This is a genomic window from Streptomyces fagopyri, assembly GCF_009498275.1.
Classification (GTDB): domain Bacteria; phylum Actinomycetota; class Actinomycetes; order Streptomycetales; family Streptomycetaceae; genus Streptomyces; species Streptomyces fagopyri.
Genome location: NZ_CP045643.1, coordinates 4,146,176 through 4,163,654 on the forward strand (window position 1 = coordinate 4,146,176; position 17,479 = coordinate 4,163,654).

The following is a 17,479-nucleotide window of genomic DNA, read 5'->3' on the forward strand; positions in this document are numbered from 1 at the left end:
GGTAGTTCCGTACGCCTCCGAACGCCCGGAGCCCCAGGGCTTCACGGCCTCAGGACTTCAGCAGCTCCACCCGTACGTCCGCCGGGAACCCGGTGGTCGAGCCGACCCGCCGGGCGAACTCCCGCACGGCCGCCAGCTGCGGGGCACCGAAGCGGAAGTCGAGCGTGGTGAAGTACTGCTCCAGGACCCGCTCGTCGAAGGCCTCCCAGCGCGCGGCCTGTTCGGCGACCTTGGAGACCTCGTCGAGGGAGAGGTCCCGGGAGGAGAGGAAGGCCTCGTGCACCTTGCGGGTGACGAGCGGCTCGCGTTCCAGGTAGTCGCGGCGGGCGGCCCACACGGCGAAGACGAACGGAAGTCCCGTCCACTCCTTCCACAGGGTGCCGAGGTCGTGCACCTGGAGGCCGAACTTCGGGCCGTCGAGCAGATTGGCCCGCAGCGCCGCGTCACCGATGAGGACGGCGGCGTCGGCCTCCTGCATCATCAGGCTGAGGTCGGGCGGGCACGTGTAGTAGGACGGCTGGACCCCCACGCTCTCGGCCAGCAGCAACTGCGCCAGGCGTACTGACGTACGAGAGGTCGAGCCGAGGGCGACCCTGGCGCCGTCCAGTTGGTCCAGCGGGACCTTCGAGACGATCACGCAGGACATCACCGGGCCGTCGCAGCCGACCGCGATGTCGGGGAAGGCCACCAGCTCGTCGGCGTGCTTGAGGAACTCGACGAGCGTGATGGGCCCGATGTCGAGGTCGCCCCGCACCAGTTTCTCGCTGAGCTTCTCCGGGGTGTCCTTGGTGAGCTCGAAGTCGAGGAGCGTGCCCGTTCTCGCGAGCCCCCAGTAGAGGGGCAGGCAGTTCAGGAACTGGATGTGGCCGACGCGCGGCCGGGTGCGAGAATTGTCCACATCGCGAGGCTAGACCCCATGCGGTACGGTGCAGTCCTCAGGGTCCCCGCGAGGCTTCAGCGGCCGCCGCGACCCCCCTCCGGTCACCTCGCGACGGTGGGCCGACAGCACGATGTCAACGTACGCGCCGGACGGGTCGGACATCCGGGTGACGTGATCTTTCCCCCTATTGCTTTCGGCTGCCTGCGTGCTAGGCTCGCCGCAAGTTGCAGTTTGGTTTCCCTTGCAGTACAGAGCCTGCGGAGCATGTGACCGCGGGCTCTTGTCGTTTTCAGACGTATGCAGTTGTTTACACAATCGCAGGTTCTGGAGCAGGGCAACCCTTTGGGCCCAAGGAGGGCTTATGGCTACCGGAACCGTGAAGTGGTTCAACGCCGAAAAGGGCTTTGGTTTCATCGCCCAGGAAGGCGGCGGCCCGGACGTCTTCGTCCACTACTCCGCGATCAACGCGAGCGGATTCCGCTCTCTCGAAGAGAACCAGGCGGTTTCCTTCGACGTCACGCAGGGTCCGAAGGGCCCGCAGGCGGAGAACGTCACCCCGCTCTAAGCCTTCGGCTCCATGAGCCCAATGCTTTGATCCGGAACGGATAGCAGTACCCAAGGAGCCCCGCGCCAGCCGGTCGCGGGGCTCCTGCCTTTCCCACCGCTCGCCAGGCATCACGCCCCACGGTTCACGGCTTCACGGCTTCACGGCTTCACTGCTTCACTGCTTCACTGCTTCACTGCTTCAGGTACAGGCTCTCGATCTCCTTGCCGAAGTCCCGTTCGATCGCGGCCCTCTTGAGCTTCAGGGTGGGGGTCACATGACCGGCCTCCTCCGTGAAGTCCACCGGGAGGACGGCGAAGCGGCGGATGGACTCGGGGCGGGAGACGAGCTTGTTGGCCTCGTCGATCGCGCGCTGGATGATGACGTTCAGTTCGGGATCGTCGACGAGCAGTTCCGGCGGCACGGGATGCTTGCCGATCATCTGCCGCCAGTGGGTGATGCCGTCGAGGTCGAGGGTCACGAGAGCGGTGACGTAGGGCCGGCGGTCCCCGAGCACGATGCACTGGGCGATCAGGGGGTGCGAGCGGAGCCAGTTCTCCAGGGGCGCGGGGGCCACGCTCTTGCCGCCCGCGGTGATCAGGATCTCCTTCTTGCGGCCGGTGATGGACAGATAGCCCCCGTCGTCCAGCTCGCCGATGTCACCGGTGGCGAACCAGCCGTCGGGAGCGGCGCCGACCACCCCGCCCGCGTGCGGATCCCAGTAGCCGCGGAAGATCTGTCCGCCGCTCAGCAGGACCTCACCGTCGCCCGCGATCCGTACCCGGGTGCCCGGCATCGGCCAGCCCACCGTTCCCAGCCGGGGTTTGAGCGGCGGCGTGACCGTGGCGGCCGCGGTGGCCTCCGTCAGCCCGTACCCCTCGTAGATGTCGATGCCGGCGCCCGCGTAGAACGCGGCGAGGCGGCGGCCCAGCGGGGAGCCGCCGCAGATCGCGTAACGGACCTTGCCGCCGAGCGCGTTGCGGATACGCCGGTAGACGAGCGGGTCGTAGAGGGCGCGGGCCACTCGCAGGGCGCGGGAGGGACCCGGGCCGGTGCCGTGCTGCCGGGCCTCGACCGCCTCGCCGTAACGGCAGGCGATGCGTGCCGCCCGGTCGAAGGACGCGCCGCGGCCCAGCTTCTCGGCCGTCGCCCGGCCGGTGTTGAACACCTTCTCCAGGACGTACGGGATGGCCAGCAGGAACGTGGGCCGGAAGCTCGCCAGGTCGGCGAGCAGGTCCTCGGTACGCAGGCTCGGCGCGTGCCCCAGCCGCACCCGGGCCCGCAGACAGGCCACCGCGACCATCCGTCCGAAGACGTGCGAGAGGGGCAGGAAGAGGAGCATGGACGCGGCGTCCGACGTCCTGCTCCTGAAGATCGGGTGGAGCAGCTCGATCGCGTTGTCGATCTCGGCGAAGAAGTTGCCGTGGGTGAGTACGCAGCCCTTGGGACGGCCGGTCGTGCCCGAGGTGTAGATGACGGTGGCGAGCGTGTCGGGGCCCAGCACGCCCCGGCGCACGGCGACTTCCTGGTCAGGGACGTCCCGGCCCCGCTCGGCCAGCCGCTCCACATGCCCCTTCTCGAAGACCCACATGTGCCGCAGGTCGGGGATGCGGTCGCGCTCCGGGCCGAGCGCGGACGCCTGGGCCACGGTCTCCGTGGCGAGGGCGACGGCTCCCGAGTCCTGGAGGATCCAGCGGACCTGGAAGGCGGAGGAGGTCGGATAGACGGGCACGGTGACGAGCCCGGCCGCCCAGGCGGCGAAGTCCAGCAGCGTCCACTCGTACGTCGTCCGGGCCATGATCGCGATACGGTCGCCCGGCGCCAGCCCCTCGGCTATCAGGCCCTTCGCGACCGCCAGCACCTCGGCGGCGAACTCGGCCGCCGTCACGTCCTTCCAGCCGCCGTCGGCGTCCTTGCGGCTGAGGACCGGTTCCCCGGGGGCCTCGCCGGCGTTGTCGAACGGGATGTCGGCGAGCGAGCCATGGGTCACCGGCGCGGCCAGGGGCGGCACGGACACCTCGCGCACGATGCCGTCCAACCGCCTGATCTCGGGCTCCACGAGGGAGGGCGGGGAGTGGTACGGGCTGGGCACGGGGCGACTCCTTCGTCTGCCGGAACCAGGACGGTGTGGGGGGCCGCAGCCTCATACGGGGCCGGCGGGCGGGGGGTTCATGCGAGGCAGCGGCGTGCGGGATCGTACGGGGCCGGAGTGTGGGGTTTGTGGGCTTCCGGGGCGGGCGAGGTGCGAGTTACCCGAGGTAGCCAGGGCGGACCGGCACACCCGCCCGTCCGGCGGTCGAGGGGACCCGGACCTGGCCGGTGACGTAGTCTTACCCTGGGTAACTTACTCCAGGGTAAATTCACGTCCTCACTGGGAGTTGGACAATGGCCGACCGCCATGAGCTCTTCATGACCGCCCGCCCCTCCCCCGGCACCGCTACCCGCACCCTCACCGCACCCCCGGCCCTGACCCCCCACCTTCTTCGCGGCGCCCTCCTCTCCCCCTTCAAGCACCCCCGCGCGGACGCCCCCGTCCCCCCGGACCGCCTCGTCCTCCAGGACCTCCGCGTCGACCTCGCCCACCTGGCCGCCTACGAGCGCATCTGCGGCTTCGCCACCGGGTCGGACGCGCTCCCGGTCACGTACCCGCATGTCCTCGGCTTCCCGCTCGCCATGCGGCTCATGGCGAGCCGCCCGTTCCCGCTGCCGCTGCTCGGGCTGGTCCACACGTCGATCGAGATCGGGCAGCGGCGGGCAGCGGCCGCCACCGGGACGTACGAACTCGCCGTGCACGTCGAGGGGCTCGCACCGCACCGCCGCGGGACCGAGGCGCGCGTCGTGACCGAGGCGCGAGCGGGCGGCGAACTCGTGTGGGCGTCGAGAAGCACGTATCTGGCACGGCACCGGTCCCCCGGGGGCGCCCTCTCGGCGGCCACCGAACCGGCACCACCACCGGCACCGGCACCCGCCGGGAACGCGGACGCGGTGACGCGCCCCCTCCCCGCCCGCGCCGAATGGCGTCTCGGCGGCGACGTCGGACGCCGCTACGGCGCCGTGTCGGGGGACCGCAATCCCCTCCACCTGTACCCGTTCACCGCACGCCTCTTCGGCTTCCCCCGGCCCCTCGCGCACGGCATGTGGACCGTCGCCCGCTGTCTCGCGGAACAGGGACCGCAGGGACCGGTGCGCGTACACGCGGACTTCAAGGCCCCCGTCCTCCTGCCGGGCACCGTCACCTACGCGGCCGACGGCCCCGCCTTCGAGCTCCGAGCCCCGGGCGACCCGGGCCGCCCGCACCTCACCGGGGAGGTGCGCCCCGCGGACCCCGGCCGGGTCTAGGCCGGGCGCCGAGCCGGGTCCGGGTCGAACACACGCGGGCGCGGACGCCGGGACACGCTCCACGCCAGGGCCGGCCCCACGCCGGTCCGGGCCGGGCGCACGCGGGCGCGGACGCCGGGACGGGTTCCGGCCCGGTCCGGGCCAGACGCACCCGGACGCCGGACAGGCTCCGCGCCAGGACTACCCGTGGCTGTCGAGCGGCGGCGGTGGCGACCAGGGGCGGTTCTCCATGAGGCCGCCCAGGCCCGCCCAGGCGAAGTTCATCAGGGTCGCCGCGGCCTGCTTCGCGGAGACGCCCGGTGTGGCGTTGGCCCAGGCCGCGAGGGATTCCGCGGCGCCCACGAGGGCCTCGGCGAGCCCGGCGACCTCGTGCTCGGGCAGGGACGGATCACGGTGCGCCTCGCGCGCGGCGACCAGGATCAACTCGGTGACGAAGGCGACGAGTTCCTCGCGCATCGCGGCGACCTCGGCCGCGAACGGCTCGCCGTGCGTGCGCGCCTGACGGTGCAGCACCGACCACCCGTCGGGGTTCTGTGCCGTATGGGTGAAGAACGCCCGCAGACCTTCCCACAGTTGGCGGTCGGCGGTCAGTCCCGGTCCGACGCCCGCGCGCACCGCGGCGGTCAGCGCCACGGCCTCACGCCGGATGCAGGCGGTGAACAGGTCTTCCTTGGAGTTGAGGTACAGGTACACCAACGGCTTGGACACGCCTGCCAGATCGGCGATCTCGTCCATCGACGCGGACCGGTATCCCCGCTGCCCGAAGGTCCGCACAGCGGCGTCCAGCATCTGCTGCTCGCGCACCGCACGGGGCATCCGCTTGTTCTTCACAGCACCCATACGGGCAAGCGTACGATCGGCCGCGGCCTCACCGGCACCGAGGAAGCCGGGGCCGCGAGCCGTGCGGCCGACGGTGCGGGGGTGTCAGGAGGTCTGGCTCTGCGCGCCGCGAGTCGCGTCGTCCACGTGGTCCTCCTGGCGGCGGTTCTCCTCCAGGTTGGCCCTGGCGCGGTCCACGCGTGCGACGACCTGGGCCGAGGCCCGGTCGCGCTCCTTGCGCAGCACGACGAAACTGATCGGCGCGGAGATCACCAGGGCGAGCAGGACCACCCACATGTAGTTGGAGTCGCCCAGACCGCGCGGAGCGATGCCCGAGTAGACGAGGCCCCAGACGACCACGAGGCAGCCTGCGAAGATACCGAGGCGCATCAGCGTGTAGCGGCCCATGTCAATCCACTCTTCCGTTCCGCATACGTTTCGAACGTTCCCAAAGGGCACCGTCCAGTGAAGCACGCCGGGCGCGCGGATCGCTCAGGGGGTCCTCACTCGACGCGCGGCAGAGGCAGCAGCATGACGATGTCGTCCCGGTCGTCGCCCGGCGCGACACGTATCGCCTCGGGCACCCGGCCCACCTCCTTGTAGCCGCAGGAGGCGTAGAAGCGTTCCAGTCCCTCCCCGCCCCGGCAGGTGAGCCGGAGCGCGTCGAGGCCGAGGTCGCGGGCCTGCCGCTCGGCCTCCCGCAGCAGCTCGGCGCCGTAGCCGCGGCCCTGGAGCGCGGGGTCGACCATGACCGTGTAGAGCCACGCCCAGTGACGCATCAGGGGGTGGTCGTTGAAGGAGAGGAAGGCGGTGGCGGCGAGCCGGCCGTCGGCGGTGAACGCGGCCAGGAGCCGGGTGCGGCCCTCGGCCATGGCGCTGAGGTGGGCCTCGGCGCGGGGGCGTATGTCGGCGGGGGTCACCGGCGGCACGAAACCGACCGCGCCGCCCGCGTTGGAGACATCCGTCCAGAGCGCGAGCAACTGGTCGGGCAGGGCCGGGGTCGGCTTCGTGTCCTCGGTGAAGAGGGTGAACGTCAGTGGCACGGTCACCCAGGCTAGGACATCGAGGTCGGAGCTCCGTCAACCACGGGGGTCGCCGGGCTGAACAGCGGTCGGCGCGCGCCGGTACGCCGGAACAGCGGCCGGCGCGAGCCCCCCGTACCTCAGACGCGCATCGGCTGCGGCTCGTCCCGGCGTGCCGGGTCCGCGCCGTCGTACTCGCGGATGATCTCGTAGCGGGTGTTGCGCTCCACGGGGCGGAAGCCGGCGTCGCGGATCAGGTCGAGCAGGTCCTCGCGCGTCAGCTTGTTCGGGGTGCCGTAGTTGTCCGCGTCATGCGTGATCTTGTACTCGACGACCGAGCCGTCCATGTCGTCCGCGCCGTGCTGCAGGGCGAGCTGCGCGGTCTGTACGCCGTGCATGACCCAGAACACCTTGACGTGCGGGACGTTGTCGAACAGCAGCCGGGAGACCGCGAAGGTCTTCAGCGCCTCGGCGCCGGTCGCCATCTGGGTGCGGGCCTGGAGCTTGTTGCGGACCTTGCCGTCCTTCACGTCCACGAAGTCGTGCTGGTAGCGCAGCGGGATGAACACCTGGAAGCCGCCGGTCTCGTCCTGCAGCTCACGGAGCCTGAGGACGTGGTCGACGCGGTGGCGGGGCTCCTCGATGTGCCCGTACAGCATCGTCGCGGGGGTCTTGAGGCCCTTGGAGTGCGCGAGGCGGTGGATGCGCGACCAGTCCTCCCAGTGGGTGCGGTGGTCGACGATGTGCTGCCGCACCTCCCAGTCGAAGATCTCCGCGCCGCCACCGGTCAGCGACTCCAGGCCGGCCTCGATCAGCTCGTCCAGGATGTCGGAGGCCGACATGCCCGAGATCGTCTCGAAGTGGTGGATCTCCGTCGCCGTGAACGCCTTCAGCGAGACGTTCGGCAGCGCCTTCTTCAGCTCGCTGAGGGAGCGCGGGTAGTAGCGCCACGGGAGGTTCGGGTGCAGGCCGTTGACGATGTGCAGCTCGGTGAGGTGCTCGTTCTCCATCGCCTTGGCGAGGCGGACGGCCTCCTCGATGCGCATCGTGTACGCGTCCTTCTCGCCCGGCTTGCGCTGGAACGAGCAGTAGGCGCACGACGCGGTGCACACGTTCGTCATGTTGAGGTGGCGGTTGACGTTGAAGTGGACGACGTCGCCGTTCTTCCGCGTGCGCACCTCGTGGGCGAGTCCGCCCAGCCAGGCCAGATCGTCCGACTCGTAGAGCGCGATGCCGTCCTCGCGGGTCAGCCGCTCACCGGCCCGGACCTTGTCCTCCAGCTCGCGCTTGAGCCCGACATCCATGCTCACACCTTTCTCCGACAGACCCCCCAACCGTACGCCCAGCCAGGTCGCCGCCGGTTCACGGCCCCGCCGGAGGGGACCGGCGCGCGTACGGGAGGGGGCCCGCCCCCGAGGGACCGCCCCTCGCCGACGCCCGCGGGAGCAGTTCCTGGTGCCGCGGCGGGCGGCGTTCGCCCCGTCGGGGCACTACTCCTCCTCGGGCAGCTCCCCCACCCGGTTCTCCCACTTCGTCGAGAGGACGATCGTCGTACGGGTCCTGGAGACGCCCTTCGTTCCGGACAGCCGCCGGATGGTCTTCTCCAGGCCGTCCACGTCGCTCGCCCGCACCTTGAGCATGAACGAGTCGTCGCCCGCGATGAACCAGCAGTCCTCGATCTCGCCGAGGTCCCGCATGCGGTGGGCGACGTCCTCGTGGTCGGCCGCGTCGGACAGCGAGATGCCGATCAGGGCGGTGACGCCGAGACCGAGCGAGGCGGAGTCGACGGTGGCGCGGTACCCGATGATGACGCCGGCCGCCTCCAGCCGGTTGATGCGGTCGGTGACGCTGGGCCCCGACAGACCGACGAGGCGCCCCAGCTCGGCGTAGGAGGCTCTGCCGTTCTCTCTCAGGGCCTGGATGAGCTGCCTGTCCACCGCGTCCATGCGATCGCTAGCCTTCCGCTGAAGTGTGTGGGTCCTGAAGTGTGTGAGGTCCGCTGGGTCGTGCGCTGTCGTTCGGTCCTGCCGGGGTGGTGCTGACGAGGTACCGGGGTGGTACCGGGTGCTGCCGGATGGTGCTGCGGGGTGGCGGCTGCGCCGGTGCTCAGGTCGCGCGCGAGCCACCGCCGAGTTCGCCCTCCCACCGGCGGTACAACCGGTGTTCGACGCCCGCCGCGTCCAGCACCCGCCCGGCGACGAAGTCCACCAGGTCCTGGATGTGCGTGGCGCCCGCGTAGAAGGCGGGCGAGGCGGGCAGCACCGTCGCGCCCGCGTCGTCCAGGGAGACCAGGTGGCGCAGCGTCTGCCCGCTCAGCGGGGTCTCGCGTACCGAGACGACCAGCCGGCGCCCCTCCTTGAGGGTCACGCTCGCGGCCCGCTGCAGCAGGTCCTTCGACAGACCGAGGGCGACCCCCGCCACACAGGCCGTCGAGGCGGGCACGATGAGCATGCCCTGCGCGGGGTACGAACCCGAGGACGGTCCCGCCGCCAGGTCGCCCGCGCTCCAGTGCCGTACCGCGTCGAGGTGCTCCTCGAAGGCGTCGAAGGTGCCGGGCTTGCCGTCCGCGCCCCGTGCCAGCCATTCCCGCAGGTCGTCCCGCCAGTGGGCGTCGCGGAAGGAGAGCCCGGTCTCGTCCAGGAGCGTGAGCCGCGAGGCCCTGCTCACGACCAGGTCCACGCTCTCGCCCGCCGCCAGCAGCGCCCGCAGCACGGCGGCGGCGTACGGCGTACCGGACGCGCCGGACACCCCCACGATCCAAGGCCGGCGCTGCGTCTGTCCTGGCTTCATGGTGTCGAGGGTATCCGGCGACTGCCGGGATTCAGACCGTGAGGCCGCGGACCAGCAGATCGAGCAGGGCGCACACGAACAGAGCGATGCCGATGAATCCGTTGACACTGAAGAACGCGCGGTTCAGCCGGGACAGGTCGTGCGGCTTGACGATGCTGTGCTCGTAGAGGAAGGCGGCCGCGACGATCACCAGGCCGAACCAGAAGAAGACACCCGCGTCGGTGGCGAGGGCGTACCAGACGAAGAGCGCCGTGGTGACGGCGTGACAGACGCGCGCCCCGCGGACGGCGGCGGGAATGCCGAAGCGCGCGGGGACGGACAGCACGCCGACCTCGCGGTCCGTCTCGACGTCCTGGCAGGCGTAGATCAGGTCGAAGCCGCCGATCCAGACGCCGACCGCGAGCCCCAGGATCACCGCGTTCCACGACCACTCGCCGGTGATCGCCAGCCAGCCGCCGATGGGTCCCATCGCCTGGGCCAGCCCCAGGATGGCCTGCGGGAAGTTCGTGAACCGCTTGCCGTAGGGGTACACCACCATCGGGATCACGGCGACGGGCGCGAGCGCCAGGCAGAGCGGGTTCAGCAGGGCCGCCGCGCCCAGGAAGAAGACCAGGGCGACCAGGGCGCCGGTCCAGGCGTGCTTCACGCTCATCGCGCCGGTGACGAGTTCGCGGTGGGCGGTGCGGGGGTTGCGGGCGTCGATCTCGCGGTCGATGATCCGGTTCGCCGCCATCGCGAAGGTACGCAGCCCGACCATCGCGACGGTCACCAGGAACAGCCGTCCCCAGTGGATGTTCTCGTCCAGCTCGTACATCGCGGTCAGCGCCGCGATGTACGCGAAGGGCAGCGCGAACACCGAGTGCTCGATCATGACGAGGCGCAGGAACGCCTTGGTGCGGCCCGGCTGCGGGAGCGCCGCGGAAGCTGAACTCACAGCCCGTACTCCTTCCAGCGGCGGTCGACCGTCGCTGCCGTCTGCGGGTCGGACAGCACCATCTCGGGCCAGCCGCCGTCCCGGGTGTAGCCCTCCTCGGGCCATTTCCTCGTCGCGTCGATACCCGCCTTGCCGCCCCAGAACTGCTGGTAGGAGGCGTGGTCGAGGTGATCGACGGGACCTTCCACGACGGTGAGGTCGCGGGAGTAGTCGGTGTTGCCCAGGGCCCGCCACGCGACCTCGTGCAGATCGTGGACGTCGCAGTCGGAGTCGACGACCACGATGAGTTTCGTGAGGGACATCATGTGGGCGCCCCAGACGGCGTGCATCACCTTCTGGGCGTGTTTGGGGTATTTCTTGTCGATCGCGACGATCGCACAGTTGTGGAAGCCGCCCGCCTCGGGCAGGTGGTAGTCCACGATGTCCGGGACGATGATCTTCAGCAGGGGCAGGAAGAAGCGCTCGGTGGCCCGGCCCAGCGGGCCGTCCTCGGTCGGCGGCCGCCCCACGACGATGGACTGGAGCAGCGGCCGCTTCCGCATGGTCACGCAGTCGATGGTCAGCGCCGGGAAGGGCTCCTGCGGCGTGTAGAACCCGGTGTGGTCGCCGAACGGCCCCTCGGGCAGCGTCTCGCCCGGCTCCAGCCACCCCTCCAGGACCACTTCGGCCTGCGCGGGAACCTGGAGCGGAACGGTCTTGCAGTCCACCATCTCGATCCGCTTGCCCTGGATGAACCCGGCGAAGAGGTACTCGTCGATGTCACCGGGCAGCGGGGCGGTGGAGGCGTACGTCACGGCGGGCGGACAGCCGAAGGCGATCGCGACGGGCAGCCGCTCCCCCCTGCGTGCCGCGACCTGGTAGTGGTTGCGGCTGTCCTTGTGGATCTGCCAGTGCATCCCGATGGTGCGCTTGTCGTGGCGCTGCAGACGGTAGAGGCCGAGATTGCGGATGCCGCTCTCGGGATCCTTGGTGTGGGTCAGCCCCAGATTGAAGAAGGAGCCGCCGTCCTGGGGCCAGGTGAAGAGGGCGGGCAGCGCGTCGAGATCGACGTCGTCACCGCGCAGGACGACCTCCTGCACCGGCGCTTCCTTGACCTTCTTCGGCGGTACGTGGGCCATCGCGCCGAGCTTCCCGAAGGCCTCGCGCACCCCCACGAATCCGTGCGGCAGCTCGGGCCTGAGCAGTCCGCCGATCTTCTCGGAGATCTCGCCGTACGACTTCAGCCCGAGGGCCTTGAGCAGGCGCCGGTCGGTTCCGAAGACGTTCATGGCGAGCGGCATGGCGGAGCCGCGCACGTTCTCGAAGAGCAGCGCGGGGCCGCCCGCCTTCTGCACGCGGTCGACGATCTCCCCCACCTCCAGGTAGGGGTCCACCTCGGCCTTGATGCGCTTGAGGTCACCCTCTCGCTCCAGTGCCCGCAGCAGGGAGCGAAGATCGTCGTAAGCCATGCGTTCCAGTATCGCCGAGGCCTCTGCGGCGGCTGCGTGCGCCCCACCGTCGCCGGTCGGGCGGGGGCCGCGCCGTGGGGGCGACCCGCTACCCTGGCCGCGTCACCGGGGCCCTGTGCCGCCCCGCCGTCGCTCACTGGGGGACCGTTCGGCCATGCTCAGGTATCTGCCCTTCCTGCTGGTCCTGGCGCTGTGGATCTACGCCTTCATCGACTGTCTGAACACCCCCGAGGAGGAGGTCCGCGGCCTGCCGAAGGTGGTGTGGGTGATCATCATCCTGCTCTTCGGCGAGGTGCTGGTCGGGCCGGTCGCCTGGCTCGTCGCGGGCCGTACGCGCCGCGGGGGCCCGGTGGGCGCCGCGGCCACCGGGTGGCGCCGCGACCAGGGCGCGCCGTACGTCGCGCCCGACGACAACCCGGAGTTCCTCAAGTCGCTCGGGGCCGACAAGCCCGAACGGCCGGACCGTGACGAGGCACTCCTGAAGGACTGGGAGGCCGACCTGCAACGCCGCGAGGAGGAACTGCGCCGGCGGGAGCAGCAGAGCAAGTCCGACGACGACGCCTGAGCCGACGCCCGCCCCGACGCCCGCCCCGACGAACGACCGCACGGACGGCGGTGGTCGGGGGTGTCCCCGCGTCGCCGTCGCCCGCCGACGGTCCACGCGTCCCGCCCCCGCTCATACCTTCGGCAGCCGCCCGTAGACCATCGGCGGACGGCGTGGGGGCGGTCCGCTTCCCAGACTGGGTCGGGACGACGAGACGGGGAGGCGCGATGCGGGGGATCAGCCGGGCTCGGTTCCTGGGGATGGCCGCGGCGGGGGCGGCGGCCGCGGTGCTGCCCGCGGGGCGGGCCGGGGCGACGGACGGACGGCGGGGACTGACCTACCGGGGTGCGGTCTACGAGGTGGCGGACGGGGAGACGCCCGGTACGGGGTGGAGCGCCCGGCGTATGCGCGGCGACCTGCGCGCCCTGGCGCACGACCTGCACGCCGACTCCGTCAAGGTCACCGGCGACGGCGTCGAACGGCTCGCCGCCACGGCCACCGAGGCGGCGGAGCGGGGCCTGCGCGTCTGGCTCGAACCGACCCTGGGCGACGTGCCGGAGCGGGACATCCTCGACCACCTCGCGGAGACGGGCCGGTGCGCGGAACGGCTGCGCCGGCAGGGGGCCGGGGTGCACCTCAGCGTGGGGTGCGAGTTCGTGCTGTACGTGCCCGGGATCGTGCCCGGCGCCAACGTCCAGGAGCGTGTCGAGAACCTCCTCGCCGGGACGTTCGACCCCGTACGGATGGCGCGGCGCCTGCACCGCTTCACGGCGCGGGCGGCGGGCGTGGGCCGCTCCGTCTTCCGCGGGCGGCTGACGTACGCCGCCGCGCAGGACGAGGACGTCGACTGGGGGCTCTTCGACCTCGTCGGCGTCGACTACTACGGGTTCTTCCGGCACCGGGACGCCTACGTCCGCGATCTCGCCCGGTACACCCGGTTCGGGAAGCGCGTCGCCGTCATGGAGTTCGGCTGCTGCACCTTCGAGGGCGCCCCCGAGCGCGGCGGCATGGGATGGGACGTCGTCGATCACGGCAAGGAGCCGCCGGAGATCAAGGAGGGCATCGTCCGCAGCGAGCGGGCGCAGGCCGCGTATCTGACGGACGTGCTGTCGGTGTTCGAGTCGATGGGCCTGTATGCGGCGATGGCGTACACCTTCGTCACCCCCGACGCCCCGCACCGCCCCCGCGATCCGCGCCACGACCTCGACACGGCGAGCTACTCCCTCGTCAAGGCGGTCGAGGACCGTCGGCCCGAAGCCCCCGGCCGGTACTGGGAGCCGAAGGAGTCCTTCCGCGCGCTGGCCCGGCAGTACGCGCGCCACGGCCGCTGACGGTCCGTCCGGGTCCGGCTCGCCGCGAGCGGGCCCGTGCGCGTTGCCCTCGTGCTCCGGCCACAGGAGAGTGGGGTCATGGAGCGCATCGATCAGGCAGTCGACCCGGCACGAGCCCGCGGGTGGCTCGCCACCGCCGTCGAGGAGGCCCGCGCCGGGCTCGCGGAGGGCGGCATCCCCGTCGGCGCCGCGCTGTACGGCGCCGACGGCGCCCTTCTCGGGCGCGGCCGCAACCGGCGCGTCCAGGACGGCGACCCGTCCATGCACGCGGAGACCTCGGCCTTCCGTGCCGCCGGACGGCGACGGACCTACCGCGGTACGACCATGGTGACCACCCTCTCCCCGTGCTGGTACTGCAGCGGTCTGGTCCGGCAGTTCGGCATCTCCCGGGTCGTGATCGGCGAGGCCGGTACCTTCCACGGCGGACACGACTGGCTGGCCGAGCACGGGGTGGAGATCGTCCGGCTGGACGATGCCGAGTGCGCGGCCATGATGCGCGACTTCGTCGAGAAGAACCCGGCCCTGTGGAACGAGGACATCGGTGAGTGAGGTGGGTGATCCCCGGGCCACCCGCCGGGAGGAGCCCCCGGCCCGCCCCCGTGTCCCGACCGTCGACCTGTGTCCGTGGCTGTCGGGCGACCGGGCCACCCGGGCGCGGACCGCCCGTACCGTCGACGACGCCCTGCGCGGCGCCGGGTTCCTCCTCGTCACCGGCCACGGCGTCGACCCGTCCCTGCGCGCCCGGATCCGGGAGGCGGCACGCGCCTTCTTCGTCCTGCCCGCGGAGACGAAACAGCGGTACGCCGCCCGGGTCGGCGGACGCGGCTGGCTCGGTCCCGGCGTGGAGGCCAACGGGTACTCCGAGGGCACCGAGACCCCGCCCGACCTCAAGGAGTCGCTGACCTTCGCGACGCACGAACCGTTCGAGGACCCGGAGACCAACGCGGAGTGGTACGCGCCCAACGTCTGGCCGGCGGAAGCCCCCGGGCTTCGGGAACTGTGCGTGGAGTACCTGGCCCGGATGGCCGGACTGGAGAACCGCCTGCTCGCCCTCCTCGGCGAGGCGCTCGGAGTGGAGCCGGACTTCTTCACCCGGCACATGGACCACCCGACGTACGGCTTCAACATCAACTGGTATCCGGGGACGGAGGTCGTGGGCGCGCCCGAGCCGGGCCAGTTCCGTATCGGCCCGCACACGGACTTCGGCACCGTCACCCTCCTCGACCGGCAGACGGGCAAGGGCGGGCTGCAGGTCTTCACGGACGAGGACGGCTGGCAGGACGCGCCCTTCGATCCCGCGGCGTTCACGGTCAACATCGGTGATCTGATGGCCCGTTGGACGGGCGACCGGTGGCGTTCGGGGCGGCATCGGGTACTGCCGCCGCCCGCGGACGCGCCCACCGAGGAGCTGATGTCGCTGGTCTACTTCGGCGAGTGCACGCCGGGCACGGTGGTGGAGTCCGTACCGGCTCCGGTGGGGCGCGTCGCGTACCCGCCGGTCGACTCCCACGCGTATCTGCGGGACAAGCTCAATTCGATCACTGTGAGCTAGCCGCCGGAAAGGATGCGGAAGAATTTCGTAACCAAACGGACATCACGCACCCTAGTCCGAAGCAACTCCCCCTTTTTACACTGGTATTGATACACCTCACTGCAGCACAGGCAGGACCGGACCGCGCCAGGGGGAGATGCGGTGCACAGAGGGCTGCACGGACGCGGGGCGCTGTTCGACACCGACCCGCCCGGTCTCGCTCCACGTCTCGTCGGGCTGCGCCCGTACCAACTGCGCCCGGCTGTCGTCGAACACCCGAAGGAACTGCCCTTCGTGGTGTTCACGGGCGGCCGGGGCCTGGGCAGGAGCGCGGTGCTGCGCGAGCTGCGGGACGCCTACCGCGGCCATACGCCGGTCGCGCTCGTCGACGGCGAGGACCCGCAGTTCACCGCTCCCCCGCCCGAACGGCCCGCGGAGTCCTGGTCACCGGTCGGGCAGGCGCTCACCACGATCGCCGAGCAGCTCGCCGAGCCGGTGACCGGCGCCGGGCGGATCGGCTTCCCCCGGCTGGCCTCCGGGCTGCTCGCGGTGGCCGCGGGCGGCTGGAGCGACCGCGACGTGCCGCGCATCCGGCAGGAGGCGGAGCGCATCCTGCTCCTGAACGAGACCGGCTCACGTCTGTCGGGATTCGCGGGCCGCTGGGTGAGCAAGGTCGTCGCCAAGCTCATCGCCTCGATGAGCAGTACGGGTCCCGTGGTGGAGCCGATCATCGAGGCGACCCTGGAGGCCTTCGCCGAGGGGATCGCCCCCACCCACCGCAGACTGCGCAGGGCCGCCACCTGGTACCGCGACTATCCGAACGCGGGCGGCAACGCCAAGCTCGGACTGATCCTGCTCTCCGCGCACTTCCGCGCCGGCGGCGACTCCCGCACCCACGCCGAACGCCATCTCGTACGGGCCCTGCTGGCCGATCTCGACGACGCGTACGCGGGGGTCATGCAGCGCTCGCACCGGCTGGGCCGCCCGGTCGTGCTGATCGACAACGTCCGGGAGCCGGCCGGCCTCGGCCTGCTGGAACCCGTGCTGCGCGACCGCGCCGAAGGCATCGCCGATCAGGTCGTCTTCTTCGCCGCCCTGCGCGGGGACACCCACCCGGCACTGCGCAACGCGGGCCGGCGCACCCTGCCCGAGGTGGTCCGGCACACCGGCTGGGAGCCGGGCACCTCACCGTCCTCGCGGGCGCTGCTCCTCTCGCTGCCGCCGCTGACCCCCGACGACACCCTGCACCTGCTGGGCGGCACCGCCCAGGGCATGGACCTGCCGCCGCACCTGCCGCACGCGACCCACCGGCTGACCGGCGGCAGCCCGCTCGGCGTGACCCTGCTCGCGCAGTCCGCCCGGCAGAACCTGCCCCGCGGGACCGCCTCGCTGGGCCCGCTGCTCACCGCGGACGTCGTCGTCCACGAGGACCACGACGGGCGCCCCACCTATCTGGAACTGCTGGACCGGCTGGTGCCCGGCGGCCGGCTCGACGAGCTGACCGTGCTCGCCGCCGCCCACGACCGCGACTCGGCGTGCGCGCTCGCCGAGGTCCAGCTCCCGGACGACTTCGGCGCCTCGGGCGTCCTCGACCTGGAGGAGCGGCTCGCGCGCGAGGGACTGCCCACGGCCGCCGGGCAGTTCGTCGGCGATCCGTTCCTGCGCGCGCTGCTCCTGCTGCGCCTGCACCACGGCGACCCGGACCACGAGCGGTGGCGGGCCGTGCACCGCACCCTCGTCGACCACTACGGCGACGGGGATCTGCCCGACCGGGACCGCTACCGGCTGCACCACGAACTCGCCCTGGGCAAGGCGGACTTCGCGGTCGCGCACCTGCGTGACACCTTCCCGCGCACCGACACCGGGAGCTGGCTGGCGACGCTGCTCCTCATCGCCTCCGCTCCGTACTTCCACGCGCACGACCGGGACGGCCAGGACTCCGGTGACCGCGCGGGGCACGCCGGCCACGACGACCGGGCGTCGATCGCGCTCGGCCGCACCGACACGGCCCAGCGACCGCCGGACAGCGTCGACGCCGTACTGCATCTGCGGGTACGGAGGCTGCTGCACGCCGTCTGGCAGCTGACCGATCCGCTGGTGCTGCCGGACCCGAAGGTCTGCGACCGGCTCCGCTTCGAACTGGAGCAGCTGTCGAACCTGCGCCCCGCGGGCAACCCGCTGCTGTGGCGGGCCTCGCGGGAGTGGCCCTCGGACGCGCTCGCCGGACGCCCGCTGCGCGTCCCCGACGACGACGAGAACGGGACCGCAGGCCAGTGATGAGAGGGGACGGGGACCGA

17 protein-coding genes are annotated in these 17,479 nt (G+C 71.5%); 7 read left to right on the forward strand and 10 right to left on the reverse strand.

Going from position 1 to position 17,479, the window contains the following annotated elements; all coding sequences use genetic code 11:
• Positions 1-49 precede the first annotated feature (49 nt).
• A complete protein-coding gene (locus tag GFH48_RS17745; protein ID WP_153289200.1) occupies positions 50-898 on the reverse strand; it encodes a menaquinone biosynthetic enzyme MqnA/MqnD family protein in 849 nt (282 codons plus the stop codon).
• A gap of 343 nt (positions 899-1,241) precedes the next feature.
• Between GFH48_RS17745 and GFH48_RS17750 the strand changes: the two genes are divergently transcribed.
• Positions 1,242-1,445 carry a cold-shock protein gene (locus tag GFH48_RS17750; RefSeq protein WP_148009945.1) on the forward strand — a complete coding sequence of 68 codons (204 nt, stop codon included), beginning with the start codon at positions 1,242-1,244 and terminating at the stop codon, positions 1,443-1,445.
• Positions 1,446-1,617: 172 nt separating this feature from the next.
• On the opposite strand, the gene GFH48_RS17755 is transcribed toward GFH48_RS17750, so the two are convergent.
• Entirely contained in the window at positions 1,618-3,516 is a 1,899-nt protein-coding gene (locus tag GFH48_RS17755) for an AMP-dependent synthetase/ligase (protein WP_153289201.1), read from the reverse strand.
• A gap of 293 nt (positions 3,517-3,809) precedes the next feature.
• On the opposite strand from GFH48_RS17755, the gene GFH48_RS17760 reads away from it, so the two are divergent.
• Positions 3,810-4,763, forward strand: a complete 954-nt coding sequence (locus tag GFH48_RS17760; protein ID WP_407698644.1) for a MaoC family dehydratase — start codon at positions 3,810-3,812, stop codon at positions 4,761-4,763.
• A gap of 180 nt (positions 4,764-4,943) precedes the next feature.
• Here GFH48_RS17760 and GFH48_RS17765 read toward each other — a convergent pair whose 3' ends face one another.
• From GFH48_RS17765 to GFH48_RS17800, 8 genes are all read right to left on the reverse strand, one after another.
• Positions 4,944-5,603: a TetR/AcrR family transcriptional regulator gene (locus GFH48_RS17765; protein ID WP_153289202.1), complete on the reverse strand. Its 660-nt coding sequence runs from the start codon at positions 5,601-5,603 to the stop codon at positions 4,944-4,946.
• An 84-nt stretch (positions 5,604-5,687) separates the two neighbouring features.
• Positions 5,688-5,990 carry a DUF4229 domain-containing protein gene (locus tag GFH48_RS17770; RefSeq protein ID WP_153289203.1) on the reverse strand — a complete coding sequence of 101 codons (303 nt, stop codon included), beginning with the start codon at positions 5,988-5,990 and terminating at the stop codon, positions 5,688-5,690.
• 95 nt (positions 5,991-6,085) lie between these two features.
• A complete protein-coding gene (locus tag GFH48_RS17775) occupies positions 6,086-6,625 on the reverse strand; it encodes a GNAT family N-acetyltransferase (protein WP_153289204.1) in 540 nt (179 codons plus the stop codon).
• 119 nt (positions 6,626-6,744) lie between these two features.
• A complete protein-coding gene (gene mqnE / locus GFH48_RS17780; RefSeq protein WP_153289205.1) occupies positions 6,745-7,908 on the reverse strand; it encodes an aminofutalosine synthase MqnE in 1,164 nt (387 codons plus the stop codon).
• A 186-nt stretch (positions 7,909-8,094) separates the two neighbouring features.
• On the reverse strand, positions 8,095-8,550 hold the full coding sequence (locus GFH48_RS17785; RefSeq protein ID WP_153289206.1) for an Lrp/AsnC family transcriptional regulator: 456 nt from the start codon (positions 8,548-8,550) through the stop codon (positions 8,095-8,097).
• 160 nt (positions 8,551-8,710) lie between these two features.
• Positions 8,711-9,394: a UbiX family flavin prenyltransferase gene (locus GFH48_RS17790; protein WP_153289207.1), complete on the reverse strand. Its 684-nt coding sequence runs from the start codon at positions 9,392-9,394 to the stop codon at positions 8,711-8,713.
• Between the two features lie 31 nt (positions 9,395-9,425).
• Positions 9,426-10,328 carry a menaquinone biosynthesis prenyltransferase MqnP gene (mqnP, locus tag GFH48_RS17795; RefSeq protein ID WP_153289208.1) on the reverse strand — a complete coding sequence of 301 codons (903 nt, stop codon included), beginning with the start codon at positions 10,326-10,328 and terminating at the stop codon, positions 9,426-9,428.
• Complete coding sequence (locus tag GFH48_RS17800; RefSeq protein ID WP_153289209.1) at positions 10,325-11,776, reverse strand: menaquinone biosynthesis decarboxylase; 1,452 nt, start codon at positions 11,774-11,776, stop codon at positions 10,325-10,327. The genes mqnP and GFH48_RS17800 overlap by 4 nt, the downstream gene beginning before the upstream one ends.
• A 154-nt stretch (positions 11,777-11,930) precedes the next feature.
• Between GFH48_RS17800 and GFH48_RS17805 the strand changes: the two genes are divergently transcribed.
• The 5 genes from GFH48_RS17805 (at position 11,931) to GFH48_RS17825 (ending at position 17,459) form a co-directional block, all read left to right on the forward strand.
• Complete coding sequence (locus GFH48_RS17805; protein ID WP_153289210.1) at positions 11,931-12,341, forward strand: PLD nuclease N-terminal domain-containing protein; 411 nt, start codon at positions 11,931-11,933, stop codon at positions 12,339-12,341.
• Positions 12,342-12,547: 206 nt separating this feature from the next.
• Positions 12,548-13,651: an abortive phage infection protein gene (locus tag GFH48_RS17810; RefSeq protein ID WP_153289211.1), complete on the forward strand. Its 1,104-nt coding sequence runs from the start codon at positions 12,548-12,550 to the stop codon at positions 13,649-13,651.
• A gap of 78 nt (positions 13,652-13,729) precedes the next feature.
• The gene (locus tag GFH48_RS17815) at positions 13,730-14,200 is read left to right on the forward strand and encodes a nucleoside deaminase (protein WP_153289212.1); all 471 of its coding nucleotides are present in this window, start codon (positions 13,730-13,732) and stop codon (positions 14,198-14,200) included.
• Positions 14,193-15,203, forward strand: a complete 1,011-nt coding sequence (locus GFH48_RS17820) for an isopenicillin N synthase family dioxygenase (RefSeq protein WP_228120660.1) — start codon at positions 14,193-14,195, stop codon at positions 15,201-15,203. Before GFH48_RS17815 ends, GFH48_RS17820 begins: the two co-directional genes overlap by 8 nt.
• Positions 15,204-15,344: 141 nt before the next feature.
• Positions 15,345-17,459, forward strand: coding sequence for a hypothetical protein (locus GFH48_RS17825; RefSeq protein WP_153289213.1), 2,115 nt, complete (start codon positions 15,345-15,347; stop codon positions 17,457-17,459).
• Positions 17,460-17,479 lie beyond the last annotated feature (20 nt).

Excerpts from the sequence above, each read along its gene's own strand:
- GFH48_RS17750 (WP_148009945.1), top strand. The coding sequence starts at position 1,242 with ATGGCTACCGGAACCGTGAAGTGGTTCAACGCCGAAAAGGGCTTTGGT.
- GFH48_RS17760 (WP_407698644.1), top strand. The coding sequence starts at position 3,810 with ATGGCCGACCGCCATGAGCTCTTCATGACCGCCCGCCCCTCCCCCGGC.
- GFH48_RS17765 (WP_153289202.1), bottom strand. The coding sequence starts at position 5,603 with ATGGGTGCTGTGAAGAACAAGCGGATGCCCCGTGCGGTGCGCGAGCAG.
- GFH48_RS17770 (WP_153289203.1), bottom strand. The coding sequence starts at position 5,990 with ATGGGCCGCTACACGCTGATGCGCCTCGGTATCTTCGCAGGCTGCCTC.
- mqnE (WP_153289205.1), bottom strand. The coding sequence starts at position 7,908 with ATGGATGTCGGGCTCAAGCGCGAGCTGGAGGACAAGGTCCGGGCCGGT.
- GFH48_RS17785 (WP_153289206.1), bottom strand. The coding sequence starts at position 8,550 with ATGGACGCGGTGGACAGGCAGCTCATCCAGGCCCTGAGAGAGAACGGC.
- GFH48_RS17790 (WP_153289207.1), bottom strand. The coding sequence starts at position 9,394 with ATGAAGCCAGGACAGACGCAGCGCCGGCCTTGGATCGTGGGGGTGTCC.
- GFH48_RS17800 (WP_153289209.1), bottom strand. The coding sequence starts at position 11,776 with ATGGCTTACGACGATCTTCGCTCCCTGCTGCGGGCACTGGAGCGAGAG.
- GFH48_RS17805 (WP_153289210.1), top strand. The coding sequence starts at position 11,931 with ATGCTCAGGTATCTGCCCTTCCTGCTGGTCCTGGCGCTGTGGATCTAC.
- GFH48_RS17810 (WP_153289211.1), top strand. The coding sequence starts at position 12,548 with ATGCGGGGGATCAGCCGGGCTCGGTTCCTGGGGATGGCCGCGGCGGGG.
- GFH48_RS17815 (WP_153289212.1), top strand. The coding sequence starts at position 13,730 with ATGGAGCGCATCGATCAGGCAGTCGACCCGGCACGAGCCCGCGGGTGG.